The organism is Streptomyces sp. MB09-02B (assembly GCF_033794485.1).
Lineage (GTDB): Bacteria > Actinomycetota > Actinomycetes > Streptomycetales > Streptomycetaceae > Streptomyces.
Map to the genome: position 1 here is coordinate 1 of NZ_JARGEE010000209.1, position 15,913 is coordinate 15,913.

12 protein-coding genes are annotated in these 15,913 nt (G+C 71.8%); 9 read left to right on the forward strand and 3 right to left on the reverse strand.

Translation table 11 applies throughout. The features are described 5' to 3' along the window. A partial coding sequence (locus P1P70_RS26165) for an amidohydrolase (protein ID WP_319241846.1) occupies positions 1–1,370 on the reverse strand: 1,370 nt, incomplete at its 3' end. A gap of 59 nt (positions 1,371–1,429) precedes the next feature. After that, a complete protein-coding gene (locus tag P1P70_RS26170) occupies positions 1,430–2,911 on the reverse strand; it encodes an APC family permease (protein ID WP_319241848.1) in 1,482 nt (493 codons plus the stop codon). 189 nt (positions 2,912–3,100) lie between these two features. On the opposite strand from P1P70_RS26170, the gene P1P70_RS26175 reads away from it, so the two are divergent. Both P1P70_RS26175 and P1P70_RS26180 read left to right on the forward strand, forming a co-directional pair. Further along, the gene (locus P1P70_RS26175) at positions 3,101–3,718 is read left to right on the forward strand and encodes a TetR/AcrR family transcriptional regulator (protein ID WP_319241850.1); all 618 of its coding nucleotides are present in this window, start codon (positions 3,101–3,103) and stop codon (positions 3,716–3,718) included. 141 nt (positions 3,719–3,859) lie between these two features. After that, complete coding sequence (locus tag P1P70_RS26180) at positions 3,860–6,031, forward strand: TerD family protein (protein ID WP_319241852.1); 2,172 nt, start codon at positions 3,860–3,862, stop codon at positions 6,029–6,031. Positions 6,032–6,200: 169 nt separating this feature from the next. On the opposite strand, the gene P1P70_RS26185 is transcribed toward P1P70_RS26180, so the two are convergent. Then, positions 6,201–7,052, reverse strand: a complete 852-nt coding sequence (locus P1P70_RS26185; RefSeq protein ID WP_319241869.1) for a fructosamine kinase family protein — start codon at positions 7,050–7,052, stop codon at positions 6,201–6,203. 216 nt (positions 7,053–7,268) lie between these two features. Between P1P70_RS26185 and P1P70_RS26190 the strand changes: the two genes are divergently transcribed. The 7 genes from P1P70_RS26190 to P1P70_RS26220 all read left to right on the forward strand — a co-directional run bounded on the left by P1P70_RS26190 (position 7,269) and on the right by P1P70_RS26220 (position 15,800). Then, positions 7,269–8,594, forward strand: a complete 1,326-nt coding sequence (locus P1P70_RS26190) for a sugar ABC transporter substrate-binding protein (RefSeq protein WP_319241854.1) — start codon at positions 7,269–7,271, stop codon at positions 8,592–8,594. Further along, the gene (locus P1P70_RS26195) at positions 8,591–9,547 is read left to right on the forward strand and encodes a sugar ABC transporter permease (RefSeq protein ID WP_319241857.1); all 957 of its coding nucleotides are present in this window, start codon (positions 8,591–8,593) and stop codon (positions 9,545–9,547) included. The genes P1P70_RS26190 and P1P70_RS26195 overlap by 4 nt, the downstream gene beginning before the upstream one ends. Beyond that, positions 9,544–10,497 (forward strand): carbohydrate ABC transporter permease, encoded by a 954-nt coding sequence (locus P1P70_RS26200; RefSeq protein ID WP_319241859.1) that lies wholly within the window; start codon positions 9,544–9,546, stop codon positions 10,495–10,497. Before P1P70_RS26195 ends, P1P70_RS26200 begins: the two co-directional genes overlap by 4 nt. A gap of 25 nt (positions 10,498–10,522) precedes the next feature. Beyond that, positions 10,523–11,431, forward strand: a complete 909-nt coding sequence (locus P1P70_RS26205) for a 5-dehydro-4-deoxyglucarate dehydratase (RefSeq protein ID WP_319241861.1) — start codon at positions 10,523–10,525, stop codon at positions 11,429–11,431. After that, entirely contained in the window at positions 11,428–12,687 is a 1,260-nt protein-coding gene (locus P1P70_RS26210; RefSeq protein ID WP_319241863.1) for a glucarate dehydratase family protein, read from the forward strand. The genes P1P70_RS26205 and P1P70_RS26210 overlap by 4 nt, the downstream gene beginning before the upstream one ends. Positions 12,688–13,212: 525 nt before the next feature. Further along, positions 13,213–14,640: a family 2B encapsulin nanocompartment shell protein gene (locus tag P1P70_RS26215; RefSeq protein WP_319241865.1), complete on the forward strand. Its 1,428-nt coding sequence runs from the start codon at positions 13,213–13,215 to the stop codon at positions 14,638–14,640. Further along, positions 14,637–15,800, forward strand: coding sequence for a family 2 encapsulin nanocompartment cargo protein terpene cyclase (locus P1P70_RS26220; RefSeq protein ID WP_319241867.1), 1,164 nt, complete (start codon positions 14,637–14,639; stop codon positions 15,798–15,800). Before P1P70_RS26215 ends, P1P70_RS26220 begins: the two co-directional genes overlap by 4 nt. Positions 15,801–15,913 lie beyond the last annotated feature (113 nt).

Below are 15,913 nucleotides of genomic sequence, written 5' to 3' on the forward strand. Positions count from 1 at the left end.
CCCGTGAGCCCCACCCCTGACGACGCCGCTCCCCTCGGCGCCCTGGCCGTCGCCAGTACACCCCGCGCGTCGTAGTGGGCGATGGGCCAGTCCGACCCGAGCGCGACGATCGCACCCGCGTCCCGCAGGTCACGCAACCGCCAGGCCCGCACGGCACGCTCCTCTCCCAGCCGCACCGACCACTCGTCGGACAGGTCGGCCCGGGTGAAGTCCGTGTGCGGCGGCTGCATCGAGGCGATGACCCCCACCTCCGCGAACCGCCCCACGAGCTCGTCCGGCACGGACTCGATGTGCTCGATCCGGTGCGCGAGCCGTCCGCCGGGCCCCAACGAGGCGACGGTGTCGAGGACATGCCGTACGGCGGCATCCCCGATCGCGTGGGTCGCCGTACGCACCCCGGCGCGATGCAGCTCTCGTACGGCGGCGCTGTACGCCGCAGGGTCGGGCCAGAACGCGTCGGTGCCCTGGCCGTGGCAGTCGGGGTGGTCGAGCCACGCGGTGCCGCCCTCGACGGTGCCGTCCATGAAGAACTTCACCCCGCCGACCCGCCAGTGCCGTCCGCCCCGGCCCTGGAGGGCGACGAGTTCGGCGAGGTCGTCCGCGTCGGCGCCGGGCATGCACCAAGGGGCGAAGCGCAGCCGCAGCGGCAGCGGCGACTCCTCGGCGAGCGCGCCCACCAGGTCGAGGTCGCCGAGGTCCATGACATGGGCGCCGGTGAGGCCGGTGGCCGCCATCCCGCCGAGCAACTCGCCCAGCCGGGCCCGGCGTTCGGCGTAGGAAGGCCTCGGCATGAAGGGCTCGACGAGCGCCATCGCGGCATGTTCGACGAGGTGCCCGGTCAGCCGTCCGTCGGCGTCGACGGCGAGGTGCGACCGCTGTGCGAAGGTGCGCGGTCCGGTGATGTCGGCGGCCTTGAGCGTGGCCTCGCTGACGAGGGCGGAGTGGCCGTCGTACAGGCGCAGGAAGGCGGGCGCGCCGTCCAGGACGTCCTCGACGAGGGCGCGGTCGACGGTCCGGCCGCCGAAAACGTTGTGGTCGAGGCCGTAGCCGATGACCCAGCCGTCGATCCGTTCGCCGGAGGTGAGCGCGGCGCGCAGTCCGTCGAGGTCCGTCACGGTGGTGAGGTCGATGCCGGTGGCCATGTCCAGGCCCCAGACGGGGTGGCTGTGGCTGTCCACCAGGCCGGGCACCAGCCGCCCGCCGCCCAGGTCCACCACCTCGGTGCCGGGTCCGCGCCAGTCCCGTACGTCCGCCGCCTCACCGACGGCGGCGATCAGACCGTCGCGTACGGCGACCGCCGTGGCCCGGGGCCGGGCCGGGTCGAGGGTGCGGACACGTGCGCCGGTGATGACGAGGTCGGCGGTGGGCATGGAGAGGTCTCCTCCGGTGGTGAGTGGGGGGCGGCGGTCGGCCGGTGCGGGGCCGGTGGTCAGTCGCCGGTGGCGGCCGGCGGTTCGGCGGCGAAGTGGGCGTAGACCTCCGGCCTGGCGCGGCGCAGCCACCGGGCCAGGACCAGTCCGCTGACGAGGACGGCCGGGACGAGGGCCGCGAGGACGGCGTTGACCGTGGTGGACGCGCCGGTGAACTGATCGAGGTGGGTGACGACGAGAGTGATGGCGCCGGTCAGGAGCGCCGCCGCGACGACGGGGGCGACGACCGTGCGCAGGACGCCCTCGGTGTGGGTGACGCGCCGGAAGTAGAAGGGCACGGCGAGGGCGGCGAGCAGTTGCAGCAGCATCAGGGCGAGCATCCCGGGGGTGTTCACCCACAGCAGGAGCTGCATGTACGGGTCGGCTCCGGCAGTGGCGAAGGCGAGGACGACGATCGCGCCGAGGACGGTCTGGGCGATGCCGGCGACGTACGGGGAGCGGTGGCGCGGGTGGACCCGGGCCAGGGCCTTGGGCAGGATGCCCTCCTCGGCGAGGGCGAGGCCGTAGCGGTTGATGGCGTTGTGGAAGGCGAGGAGGGAGGCGAGGACGCTGGTGACGATGAGGATCCGCATCAGGTCGGCCGCCCAGGCGCCGACGTAGGTGGTGATGGCGGAGAAGAACAGGTCCGCGGGGTTGGCGGCGGCCGCCGCGATGACCCGGGCGTCACCGAAGGCCTGGATCACGGTCCACACGATGAACGCGTAGAACAGGCCGAGGAAGCCGATGGCGAGGTAGGTGGCGCGCGGGACCGTACGCGCCGGGTCGCGGGCCTCGCGGCGGTAGATGACGGTCGACTCGAATCCGGTGAACGCGGCGAACGCGAAGGCCAGGACGGCGACCATGCCGGAGACCATGACGTTGTCGGGGGCGAAGGAGGCGAGGGAGAGACCGTCGGCGCCGCCCTTGACCAGTACTCCCCCGGCGAGCAGGACGAGGATGCCGGTCTCGGCGACCAGCAGTACGCCGAGGAGCTTGGCGCCGAAGTCGATGGAGCGGTACCCCGCGTAGCCGATGAGCAGCAGGCCCGCGAGGGAGACGGGCAGCCAGGGGATGTCGGCGCCGAAGAGGGCGTGGGCGGTGTCCCTGGTGGCGGTGCCGAGGAGGCCGTAGACGCCGATCTCCATGGCGTTGTAGCCGATCAGTGCGAGCAGGGCGGCGCCGATGCCGACCGGGCGGCCGAGGCCTCGGGTGATGTACGCGTAGAAGGCGCCGGCGCTGCGGACGTGGCGGCTCATGGTGGTGAAGCCGACGGCGAAGACGGCGAGCGTGAGTCCGGCGAGGAGGTAGCCGGCGGGGGCGCCGATGCCGCCCATCAGGATGGCGAGCGGGGCGACGCCTGCCATCACGGTGAGCGGGGCGGCGGCGGAGACGACGAAGAAGGCGATGTCGCTGGTGCCGAGCGAGCCGGAGCGCAGGGACGGGGCCGGGGTGGCCGCGTTCCCCGCCGGGTCGGCGGCGGTGGCGTCGGGGGTGACGGTCATGAGGGGAAAGCCCTTCTGGCTGCGGGCGAAGGCCCTTCCAGCCGGGGGCGAGGGCCCTTCCGGCTGGGGGCGGGGACGGGACAGCGGGGCCGTGCGGGATGACCTGGCCCGTAAACCTAAAGGCTTTCGGTTTTCGCAATGTAGCCTTCACCTCGGACTGCTGGGAAGACCCCGGAGGGGACGGACACCATGGGACGGCCGCGCACACCCCTGCTCGACAGGGAGCGCATCACCACCACCGCGCTGCAACTGCTCGACGCGCAGGGCGAGTTCAGCGTTCCGCAGATCGCGCGGCGGCTCGGGGTGCAGACCGGCTCGGTGTACCACCATGTGGACGGCCGGGACGGCATCGTCGAGCTGCTGCGGGAGCGGGTCACGGAGGGCATCGACGTCTCCGCCCTCGACGTGCGCCCGTGGGACGCGGCCCTCGCCGCGTGGGCCCGCTCCTACCGCGCGGCCTTCGCGGCGCACCCCCGGGCGATCCCGCTGCTGATGACCTCCCCGGTGCGGGCCCCACGCGTCCTCGAACAGTACGAGCGGGCCGTCACCCTGCTGCTCGACGCGGGGTTCCCGCTGCGGGAGGTGATGCCGGTGCTGGTCGCCCTGGAGAACGTCGTCCTCGGCTCGGCCCTGGACCTCGCCGCCCCCGTCGCCATGTGGGAGATCACCGACGAGTCGGCGACCCCGCGCCTGGCCCGGGCGCTGGACGCGGTGGGCGACGGTCGCGCGGACGCCTCCTTCGAGCTGGCCCTCGACGGTTTCCTCATCCATGCGCGGCGCAGGCTGGAGACGCACGTACAGGTGTAGCGGGATGGGTCCGGGGACCGGCGGCGTACGTGCGGGCGTGTGTGCGCGCCGGCGGCACCTACGCCGCGGCGCGGCGCACGTGCCGGCGGCGTACGGAAAACCCCGGTGCGCCGATTCGTACACCTCTGCGATCATCCGGGAATGGCGCAGAGTCTCGAATCGCTGGTCGTCCGGCACACCCACCGCCTGCCCGTCCCCAAGGGGTCCCCGGGTGACGGCGCCGCCGCCGCGCGGCAGTTCGACGCCGCGTTGATGGACGCGGGCTTCAAGCTCTCGGCGGAGCTGCTGGAAAGGCTGTCGGGGCTGTCCGAGGCGGCCGTCCTGCACACCGCCCGGCGGACCCTGCGTACGGTGCGCGAGATGGCGGGCGACCACGTCCGGCACAACTCCTACTTCATCGACTTCCCCAAGAACGTCCCGGGCACCGAGGAGTTCTGGACGCGGTGCGTGGCGCACGCCCTGGGCGACGAGACGGCGCGCGCGGGCGTGCTCACGCAGTTGGCGAACGGGGTACTGGACCTGCTCAGCCTGCCCACGTACGGCCGGTACCAGCACACCTACGAGGAGATGCTCGCGGCACAGGACGAGCTGATCACCTCGGCGGGCGACCGGATCACGGTGCTGCACCTCGGCCGGGACCTGGACGCCGAACTCACCGATCTGTACCTGGCCCTGGCGGGCAGCACGACCCCGCTGGGCGAGGACGACCTGCACGACCTCAAGGCCCTCGCCGAGCGGTGCGCGCTCGGCCCCCAGCCGGAGAGGATCCCGGTACGGGAGAACCGGGCGGTGGTCAACGAGGCACGGCTCGCCGCCGGCGCGGACCTCCTCCTCGACACCGTCACCGATGTGCTGCGGCTGGCCTGCGCGCTGTCGGGCGGCGACGTCACGCTCCAGGAGCCGACCCGGTTCCGGTCCTTCTCGCGCCCGGTGCGCCGGGCGCTGCTCACGGGCCTGGACGCCGTGGTCGCGGCCAACCCCGCGAAGCTGGCCGATGCGCACGCACACCGGGAACCCTTCAAGCGGCTCGGCGAGCGCCTCCACCCGCACGAGTACCCGCGCCTGCCCCACGCCGCCGACGTGTTCGCCGTCGCGCGGGGCGAGAAGGAGGCGCGGTCCTTCGACAGCCGGGTCGAGAAGCTGCTCGACGAGTTCGACGTCGCCGGTGCGGCGGCGCTGCTGAAGTCCGCTCCCGGCAAGCTCTTCCGCGCCCTGGACCTGCTGCTGCGCATCGCCGCCGACCAGGCGGAGCGGGACACGGTCCTGGCCGCCGCGGTGGAGGTCGCCCCCGAGGTCTCCGGCCGGGTCGTCCTGTCGGTCCGCGAGCACCTCCACAACCGGGAGCGGGAGACCGACGCACCCCGTGTCTTCGTCAACCGCCGGGGCCGCGCCTGGGTCGCCCCCGACGACCGGCCGCCCGTTCCGGCCGCCGACCGCGATCGTCTGGTCGCCGCCCTCGACGCCGAGCTGCGGCGCAGGCTCCCGGTACCGGGGCGACTGCTGGTCGACCCCCACGTCCTGGACGTGGCGCTGCCGCTCAGCGGCCGGGCGACGGCGGCCGGGCTCGGCGTGCTGCCGCGCGGTTCGGAGTCGGAGGTCGACGGCGAGCGGCTGCGCTTCTTCGTGTATTGGAAGGAGACCGAGCACCGCACCGACTACGACCTGTCGGCGCTGCTGCTGCACCACGACTACAGCACGGACTCCTGGCTCTCGTACACGTCCCTCACGTCCGTCGGGGGCCGGCACTCGGGCGATGTCACCGAGGCGCCCGACGGGGCCTCGGAGTTCATCGACCTGACCCTGGACCGGGTACGCAGCACGTTCATCGTTCCGCAGGTGAACATCTACGCGGGCGAGGGCTTCGAGGAGGTCGAGGAGTCGTTCTTCGGGTTCATGGTGCGCGACGGCGAGCAGAAGGGCCGGCCGTTCGAGCCGCGCACGGTGCGGATGAAGTCGGAGCTGCGCGGGGTGGGCCGGGTGGCGCTGCCGCTGGTGTTCCGGCGCGGGGAGGACGGCCGGTGGCGCGCGAAGTGGCTGCACCTGTACCTGAAGGGCATCTCGTCGGCCAACCGGGTCGAGGAGAACCAGGCGTCGGTGTCCAAGGTGGTGCGTGCCGTCGTGGAGCGCGAGCAGCTGACGGTGGGGTACCTGATCGACCTGATGAGCCGTGAGGCGACGGTCATGGACCTGTGGGACGGCGTGTCGGTGCCGGACGAGCCGGTGACGTACATCGGTCTGGAGCGGCCCGAGGGGCTGCACCCGGACTCCCGGGTCATCACCCTCGAAAATCTGCGCGACCTGGTCCCGGGCTGAGTGCTAGCGTTGCCGGCGGCGAGGCCATGAAGGGGCTTCCTTCTCATTCACTCCAAATGAAACCGAGTTCCTTCGCTCTCCTCGCCCTCTGCTTCCACCGGGAGGCGCCCATGCGGCGCCTCCCGGTGGTGTTTGTGCGGCCGGCGCGACTCGCCGCCGAGCCGGTGACTCACTTCCCGAGTGCCGTCCGCGCCACCGTCAGGGCCTGCTCCGCGTAGCCCCGTCCGAACAGCACCGTGTGCACCAGCAGCGGGAAGAGCTGGTGGAGGCCGACGCGGTCCTGCCAGCCGTCGGCGAGGGGTGCGGCCCGCTGGTAGCCCTCCAGGACGTGGCCCAGGTGGGGGCAGCCGAAGAGGGCCAGCATCGCCAGGTCGGTCTCGCGGTGGCCGCCGTGCGCGGCCGGGTCGATGAGCCGGGCGTGGCCGTCGGCGCCCCACAGGACGTTGCCGTTCCAGAGGTCGCCGTGCAGCCGGGCGGGTGGTTCGGCGGGCCCGGCCAGGTCGGGCAGCCGTGCGCAGACCTCCTCGACCAGGGCGGCCTCGGCGGGGCGGATCGTACGGTCGTCGACCGCGCGGCGCAGATACGGCAGCACGCGGTGCTCGGCGTACCAGGCGGGCCAGTCGCCGCCGGGGACGTTCCGCATGGGGGCGCGTCCGATGTACGCCTCCGTCGGGCCGCCGGGTGGTGGGGCGCCGAAGGCGGGTGCGCCGGAGCCGTGCAGCGCGGCCAGTTCGGCGCCGAGGCGGGCCGCCGCCCCGGCACTCGGTGCCCCCTGGTCCACCAGGTCGATCACCAGGCGGTTCCCCTCGTGGCCGTGGACCGTCGGGACGCGGACCGTGTCCGCCTCGGCGAGCCAGCGCAGTCCGGCCGCCTCGGCCCGGGCGGCGCCGGGGCCGTCGCCCAGCTTGACGAGCACCTTCCGGCCGCCGTCGAGGGTGATCTCGGTGAGGGTGCCGGACAGCCGACGCTCGCCGGTCGCCGGGCGGCCGGTGAGCCGGACCGCGAGGGCACTCCGTGCCATGTGCGCGCTCACGGCGAACACCTCCGGGTTCTCGTGTCCTCGGGCACCCCCACAGGATCCCGCAGGGGCGGGGTGCGGCACCGGTGAAATCTCCTACCCATGTCTTGACATGTAAACGGAACGCTCCGTAGCTTGGCCGATCATTTAGATTCGTGAAGCACGTTCACGGATATGAACAGCCGGGCGGACGGCCCGGAGGAACAACGGAGTGTGCCCATGGGCGTTCGCCGACGAAGTCGCCGCCTGGCCGCCATGATCACCGTCGCGGGGCTCGCGTTCGGGGCGGCGGCCTGCGGATCGGGATCCGACAGTGCCGAAAGCTCTGACCCGAACACGCTGGAGGTCTGGACCCGGAGCAATCCGGACCCGGCCGCCACGTACGAGCGGGTGTTCGCCGCCTTCACCGAGAAGACCGGCATCAAGATCGACTATCAGCCGGTCATCAACTTCGACCAGCAGCTCCAGAGCCGGGCGTCCACCAAGGACCTGCCGGACGTCATGATCAACGACACGGCGCTCATGGGCAGTTACCAGGGCCAGGGTCTGCTGAAGCCGATCGATCCGGCCTCGATCGACGGCCACGACCAGATCACCGACAAGACCTGGGCCTCCACCGTGGGCATCGACGGCGAGCACTACGGCATCCCGTACTCCCGTCAGGCCCAGGCCCTGATGATCCGCACGGACTGGCTGCGGAAGCTCGGACTCAGGGCGCCGACCACCTGGGCCGAGATGCTCTCCGTGGCGAAGGCCTTCGCCGACCGCGACCCCGACGGGAACGGCAAGAAGGACACCTACGGCATGGTCGTCCCGGGCAGCGCCCAGAACGGCTACGCCGCCTGGTGGGGCGCCAGCTTCCTCTGGTCCGGGGGCGCGAAGATCATCGAGCGGGACGGCGAGGGCTACCGCCCCACCATGGACTCGGCCGCCGCCGTGCGCACCGTCACCTGGATGAAGGACAACCTCTTCTGCGGTGACAACGGTGTCATACAGCCCGGCGCCATCAGCGCCGTCACCGGCACCGCCACCAACTTCCAGGACGGCAACGCCGGGATGTATCTCACCGGCCCGTACAACATCGCCACCTACGACACCACGCCCGGCAAGGACACGTACGAGGTCGTCCCCTTCCCGGCGGGCCCGGCCGGGTCCACCGTGCTGGCCGACGGCGAGAACATCTACTTCGGTGCCAGGACCGGCAAGACGAAGCAGGAGCGGGCGCTCGCCTCCTTCCTGATCTCCCCCGAGGGCCAGCGGCTCGCCATGACGGGCAGGAACCAGCCCGTGGTCCGCATCCCGGTCAACTCCACGCTCGACGCCGCCCAGGTGCGGGACGACCCCCGCTGGAGTGTCGTGCAGAAGGCCTACGAGGACGCCTCCGAGCAGTTCCCCAACGCACCCGACTTCGCGCCGATCAAACAGGACCTCGCCGACGCCCTCAACGCGGTCTTCACGTACTGCGGCAGCGACGTCGGCTCAGGACTCAGGGAACTCAACGACACCCTCGCCGGCGATCTCAAGGACCAGGACCTGTTGAAATGACCGCGACCACCGCGACCCCATCGGCCTCCTCGGCCTCCGCGTCCGCCGCCGCACCGGATCGGGGCAGAGCGCTCACCAGGCGGTTCTTCGGCAAGAAGACTCTCCTCCCCTGGCTGTTCCTGGCCCCCGGACTGCTGCTCGCCCTCGTCTTCAAGTTCCTGCCGATGGGCAAGGGCATCTGGCTCAGCTTCTTCGACGTACGGCCCTTCCTCGGCGACCAGTGGGTCGGCCTCGACAACTACACCCGGGTCCTGACCGACCACCGCTTCCAGGACGCGGTCGGCCACACCCTGCTCCTCGGCGTCGGGCAGTCGCTCGGCGCGATCGCCGTCGGCTTCCTCCTGGCGCTGCTCCTGGAGGGCCAGGCCCGCTCGCTGAAGATCATCCGCACGGCCGTCTTCCTGCCGGTCGTCACCGCGACCGCCGTCGTCGGTGAGCTGTGGCGGCTGATGTACTACCCCACCTCCGACGGCCTGGTGAACAGCGCCCTCGGCTTCCTCGGCCTCGGCCCGACCCCGTTCCTCGACAACCCGGACACCGCGCTGTGGGCCACGATGGCCATGGGCATCTGGATGACCGCCCCCTACAACATGGTGATCATCCTCGCCGGACTCGCGGGCGTGGACCGCACGTTGTACGAGGCCGCCGCGATGGACGGGGTGTCCTTGTGGCAGCGGCTGCGGTACGTCACCCTGCCGGCGATCCGCCCGGCCGTCGGCATCGTCCTCACCCTGGCCGCCATCCGCGGTCTGCGGGTCTTCACCGAGGTGTACGTCCTCACGGGCGGCGGCCCGGCCGGGTCGACCGAGGTATGGATGACCCGCGCCTACACCCTCGGCTTCACCCGCAACGACATCGGCGGCGCGTCGGCGGCCTCCGTCGTCCTGCTCGCGGTGACGCTGCTGCTCACCGTCTCCGTCAACCACTTCCGCAAGAGGGGAGACGTGCGATGAGCACACCCGCCCTCGACCCCGTCCGGACGCCGTCGTCCGACGAGGCCGTCACTTCGTCCCGGAGAACCGGCAAGGGGGCCCGGACGACACCCGCCCGCTTCGACACCGCGCTCGGCTGGAACGACCGGCCCGGCGTCTCCTGGGCTCTGCGGATCCTGCTCTGCGCGCTCGCGCTCGGCATCTTCGCCGCACCCTTCCTGACGATCCTCTCGGGCGCCCTGAGCACCCACCCCAGCGGCTCGTCGCTGACGTTCCTCCCCCACGACAGCACGCTGCTCAACTTCCGGGTGGCCGGGGAGCGCGGCATCTGGGACTACTTCACCAACTCGCTCGTCATGGCGGGCGGCGGGCTGCTCCTGCAGCTCGTGGTGTGCGTGCTCGCGGCGTACGCGCTGGCCCGGCACAAGTTCCGCGGCCAAGCGCTGATCATGACCCTGTTCATGCTGACGATGATGCTCCCCGAGGAGGTTATCGCCATCCCGCTGTCCCTGGTCCTCGGCCACGTCCCGGTGGTCGGCATCGACCTCAAGGGCACCGTCTGGGGCGTCATCCTGCCGCTCGGTGCCTGGGGCTTCTCGGTGATGTTGCTGACCGAGTTCATGAAGGACATTCCCCGCGAGATCGAGGAGGCCGCCCGCCTCGACGGTGTCGGCGAGCTGCGGATGCTGTGGCAGGTCGTCCTGCCGCTGTGCAAGCCCGCGCTCGGTGTGGCGGGGGTCCTCGGTTTCATCATGATCTGGGACCAGTACCTGCTGCCGCTGATCGCCGCGAAGGACCCGACCGACTACACGGTCACCGTGGCCCTGTCCATCCTGCGCACCGACCCCGAGGTGGGCTCGGGCGTCGTCCTCGCGGGCGCGGTCATCGCGCTCGTGCCCAGCCTCGTCGTCTATCTGCTCCTCCAGCGCTCGCTGGTCGCCGGCATCGCCGCCGGGGCCACGAAGGGCTGATCCGACCCCCACGTTTGAGGGAGACATGAAGTTCCAAGGAGTGCTGTTCTTTCCGGTCACGCCGTTCGCTCGGGACGGTTCGGTGGACGAGGAACGGCTCGCACAACACATCGAGGCCGGGGTCTCGGCCGGCGCCGGCGGCGTGTTCGTCGCCTGCGGCACCGGCGAGTTCCACGCGCTGACGCCGGAGGAGATCGAGACGGCCACACGGGTCGCGGTGGCGACGACGGCCGGGCGGGTCCCCGTGCTGGCCGCCGCCGGGGGCCCGCCCCCGGTCGCCCGCGACCAGGCCGCCCGCGTCGAACGCGCCGGCGCCGACGGCATCCTGCTGCTGCCGCCCTATCTGGTGAGCGCGCCGCAGCAGGGCCTGGTCCGGTACGTGCGGGAGGTCACGGAGGCCACCACCCTGCCGGTGGTCTTCTACCAGCGCGGCACCGCCCGCCTCACCCCGGACACCGCCGCCGAGATCGCCGCGCTGCCCGGGGTCGTCGGCCTCAAGGACGGTATCGGTGACATCGAACGGATGCACCGCGTCGTCCGCGCGGTACGGGCCGTGCCGGGCACGGAGGACTTCCAGTTCTTCAACGGGCTGCCCACCGCCGAGATGACCGCGCCCGCCTACCAGGGCATCGGCGTCGGCCTGTACTCCTCCGCCGTGTTCGCCTTCGCCCCGGAGATCGCCCTCGCCTTCCACCGGGCCCTCGCCGAGGACGACGAGACGCTGGTCGCCACGCTCCTCGACGAGTTCTACGGCCCGCTCGTGGAACTGCGCGACGAGGTGCCCGGTTACGCCGTGGCGCTGATCAAGGCCGGGGTGACCCTGCGCGGGCTCGACGTCGGCGGCGTCCGGGCGCCGTTGGTCGACCCGACGCCGGAGCACGTGGCCCGGCTGGCGAAACTGATCGACCACGGGCTGGGGGTGGTGGGCGTATGACCGGCGCCCCCGGCACCCGGATCAGGGAGCTGATCGTCACCCCGATCGCCTTCCGTGACCCGCCGCTGCTCAACTCCAACGGCGTGCACGAGCCTCTCGCGCTGCGGACGATCCTCCAACTCGTCCTGGAGGACGGCACGGTGGGGCTCGGCGAGTCGACGGGCGGCACCGTCCGTCTGGAGCGGCTCGACGTCGCCGCGAAGGCGGTGGTCGGCCTGGACGTCTTCGACACGACCGCCGTCACGGCCGCGATCGACACCGCTCTGCGGCCCACCGTGCCCGGCTCCCACGAGCGCGGCTGGACCACCTCGGCGGTCGAGGTCGCCTGTCTCGACGCGCAGGGCAGGCTGCTCGGCCGCCCGGTCAGCGACCTGCTCGGCGGCCGGGTCCGCGACACCGTGCCCTTCGCCGCGTACCTCTTCTACAAGTGGGCGGAACACCCCGCCCTCGACGGCCGCCCGCCGGTCGGGGACGACTGGGGCGAGGCCCTCGACCCGGCCGGTGTCGTCGAACAGGCCCGGCTGATGCAACAGCGGTACGGCTTCCGATCGTTCAAGCTGAAGGGAGGGGTCTTCCCTCCCGACGAGGAGATCGCCGCCGTCGAGGCGCTCGCGGAGGCCTTCCCCGGGCAGCCGCTGCGGCTGGACCCCAACACGGCCTGGACGGTGGAGACCTCGAAGTACGTCGCCCGCCGGCTGGACGGCGTGCTGGAGTACCTGGAGGACCCGACCGCCGGCATCCCCGGCATGGCGGAGGTGGCCGAGGAGTCACCGATGCCGCTCGCGACCAATATGTGCGTGGTGGCCTGGGAGCATCTGAAGCCGGCGGTCGAGCGGAACGCCGTGCAGGTCCTGCTCACCGACCACCACTACTGGGGCGGGCTGCGCCGCACCCGTGAACTGGCCGCCGTCTGCGAGGCGTTCGGGCTCGCGCTGTCCATGCACTCCAACTCGCACCTCGGTATCAGCCTGGCCGCGATGACCCATGTCGCGGCCGCCATCCCGAACCTCGACCACTCCTGCGACACGCACTATCCGTGGAACTCGGCGGACGACGTGATCGTGCCGGGCGTGCTGGAGATCCGGGACGGGGAGGTCGCCGTGCCGACGGGGCCAGGGCTGGGTGTGGAGCTGGACCACGACGCCCTGGAGCGACTGCACCGGCTGTACGTCGACTCGGGGATGCGCTCCCGCGACGACACGGGGTACATGCGGCGGATCCAGCCGGGGTACGAGCTGCGACTGCCGCGCTGGTGAAGGGGCTGGTGTAGGGGTTGGGCGGTGGGCCGCCGCCGATGAGGGGCCGCCTTCGGGCGGCCCCTCGGCCTCTCGTCGTGTCGGCGGGGTCGTGCGCCCTGCGCCTACGTCGGCGCCCTGCGCGCCACCGGCGCCGTGGCGCCACCCGCATCGTGCGTCCTGCGCGCCGGTCGTGGGAGGTGGGCGACAGGCGTGGGAAGCGGCCGACGGGCGCGGAAGCACGAGTCCGCCCGTGCTCTGCCTCGGTCGGCGGTTTCCGCACCTCCGGGACGCGAAGTCGCCCCTTTCACGCGGTGCCCGACCGGCCACCCCGCCTGTTTGGCTTGACCCGCGACACGTGCCGCCCCCTCCGCACGTGCCATCCCATCTCGCCGCCTCGCCGGCGTCCACCGCCTCGGAATCCGCCCACGACCACGTCGTACGCGCGCCACCCGAGTCCCGTGTCCCCACAGCGTCCGGCGTCCGTCCCTGTCCAGGCGCGGGCCCGTACGTCCACGCACATCCGCTCACCTCTCGGGAGGGAATGTGACCGCCCCCGTAAGCTCCAGCGAAAGCGCACCGGAGCCCGCCGACGAGCAGCATTTCACCAGCCTCAGCACCCGGGCCGCGCGACAGCTCGCGACGACCACCAAGTCCGAACCGCAGATGCAGGCCATCACCTCGCGCTGGCTGCTCAGGACGCTGCCGTGGGTGGACGTCAAGGGCGGCACCTACCGGGTCAACCGCAGGCTGCAGCTGCGGATCGGCCGGGGCCGGGTGCAGTTCGACCAGAACGGCGCCGACGACGTCAAGGTCATCCCGGAGACCCTGACCGAGCTCCCGGCGCTGCGCGGCTACTCCGACATCCCGGCCCTCAGGGAGATCTCCGCCCGGTTCCGGGTGCGGGAGGTGCGCGCCGGGCAGGTGCTGGTGGACGCCGGGCAGCCGGTGACCGAGGCGTACCTCGTGGTGCACGGCAGGTTCACCCGGTACACCACCGGCAAGTACGGCGAGGAGGAGGTCCTCGGCGTCGTCAGCGACGGCGACGGGCTGGGCGACGAGGCGATCGGACATGCCGACCCACTGTGGCTCAGCTCGGTGCGGGCGGAGACCGCCGGGGTGGTGCTGGCGCTCAACTGGGACGTGCTGATGGCGTTCGTGGAGCGCACGCCCTCCCTCGCGGCCCAGTTCGAGGCCTTCGCCGAACAGCAGCGCAAGCCCATGAACCGCAAGGGCGAGGCCGATGTGCCCCTGGAGGCCGGCCATGTGGGCGAGTTGACGCTGCCGGGCGGCTTCGTCGACTACGATCTCGCGCCCCGTGAGTACGAACTCTCCCTCACCCAGACCGTGTTGCGGGTCCACACCCGGGTCGCGGATCTCTACAACCACCCGATGGACCAGACGGAGCAGCAACTCCGCCTGACCATCGAGGAGATCCGCGAGCGCCAGGAGTGGGAGCTGGTCAACAACCGTGAGTTCGGGCTGCTGCACAACATCGACTACGGTCAACGCATCAGCACGTTCTCCGGGCCGCCGACCCCGGACGACATGGACGAACTCCTGTCGATGCGCCGCAAGACCCGCCTGTACCTGGCCCATCCGAAGGCGATCGCGGCGTTCTTCCGGCAGTGCAACCGGCGGGGCCTGGTACCCGGCACGGTGAACGTCGAAGGCCACGAGGTACCGGCTTGGCGCGGGGTGCCGCTCCTGCCGTGCAGCAAGATCCCGATCACCCCGCAGCACACCACGAGCATCATCGCGCTGCGCACCGGCGAGAAGGACCAGGGGGTCGTCGGGCTGCACCAGACGGGGATTCCCGAGGAGTACGAGCCCTCGCTGAACGTGCGTTTCATGGGCGTCGACACCACCGCGATCATGAGCTACCTGGTCACCGCCTACTACTCGATGGCCGTCCTGGTGCCCGACGCGGCCGGGATCCTGGAGAACGTGCAGGTGGGGTGGATGCCCGAATGAGCGAGCCGTCACTGGCCGGAGCACCCTCCCGCGACAGGTCGCCGGAACCGCCGGGCTCCGCGCCTACGGGACTGCCGGAGCCTTCGGGTTCCGCCCGTACGAAGCTGCCGGAGCGGTCCGGTCCGGCGCGTACGCGACTGGCGGAGCCGCCGAGTCCCGCCCGTGCGCGGCGGGCTCGGCGGTCGGGTGCGATTCCCGGGCTGCGGTACCGGCCCGCCGTGCCCGCCGATCCGGCACGGGCGGCGGAGGTGGACCGCAGGCTGGAGGAGTGGGCGGAGCGGCTCGACCTGTTCCCCCGGGAATGGCGGGGGCAGTTCGCGCGCTTCGGCCTGGGCCGGGCGATCGTGCTGGCGCATCCGGGCGGGGTCGGCCTCGAACACCTCGCCGCCGCCGGGAAACTGCTGCTCGCCGAGCATCTGGTCGACAACGTGTACTGCGAGGTCGACGAGGGCAAGGGCGGCTCGCCGCGCGGCCTCGGGGGCCGGCTGCTGATGGCCCAGTCGGCGCTCGACCCGTTGCACGCCACCCCGGGGACAGAGGAGCGGTGGGGCCGGGGCGTACGGGCCGACGGTCCATTGCGGTCGTACCACTTCGCGTTGCGCGACTACGCCGCCCTCGCCACGCCGAGCCAGACCGACCGGCTCGTCCACGACCTCGCCCGGCTGCATCTGGGCTACCTCGGTGAGGCGGCCTGGGCCGAGACGAACCACATGCCGCAGGTCTGGGAGTACCTGGTGATGCGGCAGTTCAACAACTTCCGGCCCTGTCTGTCGGTGGTCGACGCCGTGGACGGCTGGGAGTTGCCGGAGGCGCTCTACGCCCGCCCCGAGGTGCAGCGGATCACCGCGCTGGCGGGGAACGCGGCCACGATCGTCAACGACCTGTACTCCTTCACCAGGGAGCTGTCGAACGACCCGGGCCACCTCAACCTGCCCGTCGTCATCGCCGCCAACGAGCGGTGCGGGCTGAGGGCCGCCTATCTGGAGGCCGTCGAGATCCACAACCGGATCATGGACGCGTTCGAGGAGGAGTCCGCGACTCTGTCCGCGAGCTCTCCGCCGGTGGGGCGTTACGCCACCGGTCTCGCGGCCTGGACGGCGGGAAACCATGAATGGCACGCGACGAACACCGACCGCTACGGCCTGCCCGACTACTGGTAGCGCCGCGGTTCCCCGCGCCCCTCCAGGGGCGCGGGGAACTGCGCGAACGGGGTCCGGGGCGGAGCCCCGAAGTCTTTGACCGGGGGTCGAAGGGGCGCGCAGCCCCTGGGGAC

Excerpts from the sequence above, each read along its gene's own strand:
- P1P70_RS26170 (WP_319241848.1), bottom strand. The coding sequence starts at position 2,911 with ATGACCGTCACCCCCGACGCCACCGCCGCCGACCCGGCGGGGAACGCG.
- P1P70_RS26175 (WP_319241850.1), top strand. The coding sequence starts at position 3,101 with ATGGGACGGCCGCGCACACCCCTGCTCGACAGGGAGCGCATCACCACC.
- P1P70_RS26180 (WP_319241852.1), top strand. The coding sequence starts at position 3,860 with ATGGCGCAGAGTCTCGAATCGCTGGTCGTCCGGCACACCCACCGCCTG.
- P1P70_RS26185 (WP_319241869.1), bottom strand. The coding sequence starts at position 7,052 with ATGGCACGGAGTGCCCTCGCGGTCCGGCTCACCGGCCGCCCGGCGACC.
- P1P70_RS26190 (WP_319241854.1), top strand. The coding sequence starts at position 7,269 with ATGGGCGTTCGCCGACGAAGTCGCCGCCTGGCCGCCATGATCACCGTC.
- P1P70_RS26195 (WP_319241857.1), top strand. The coding sequence starts at position 8,591 with ATGACCGCGACCACCGCGACCCCATCGGCCTCCTCGGCCTCCGCGTCC.
- P1P70_RS26200 (WP_319241859.1), top strand. The coding sequence starts at position 9,544 with ATGAGCACACCCGCCCTCGACCCCGTCCGGACGCCGTCGTCCGACGAG.
- P1P70_RS26205 (WP_319241861.1), top strand. The coding sequence starts at position 10,523 with ATGAAGTTCCAAGGAGTGCTGTTCTTTCCGGTCACGCCGTTCGCTCGG.
- P1P70_RS26210 (WP_319241863.1), top strand. The coding sequence starts at position 11,428 with ATGACCGGCGCCCCCGGCACCCGGATCAGGGAGCTGATCGTCACCCCG.
- P1P70_RS26220 (WP_319241867.1), top strand. The coding sequence starts at position 14,637 with ATGAGCGAGCCGTCACTGGCCGGAGCACCCTCCCGCGACAGGTCGCCG.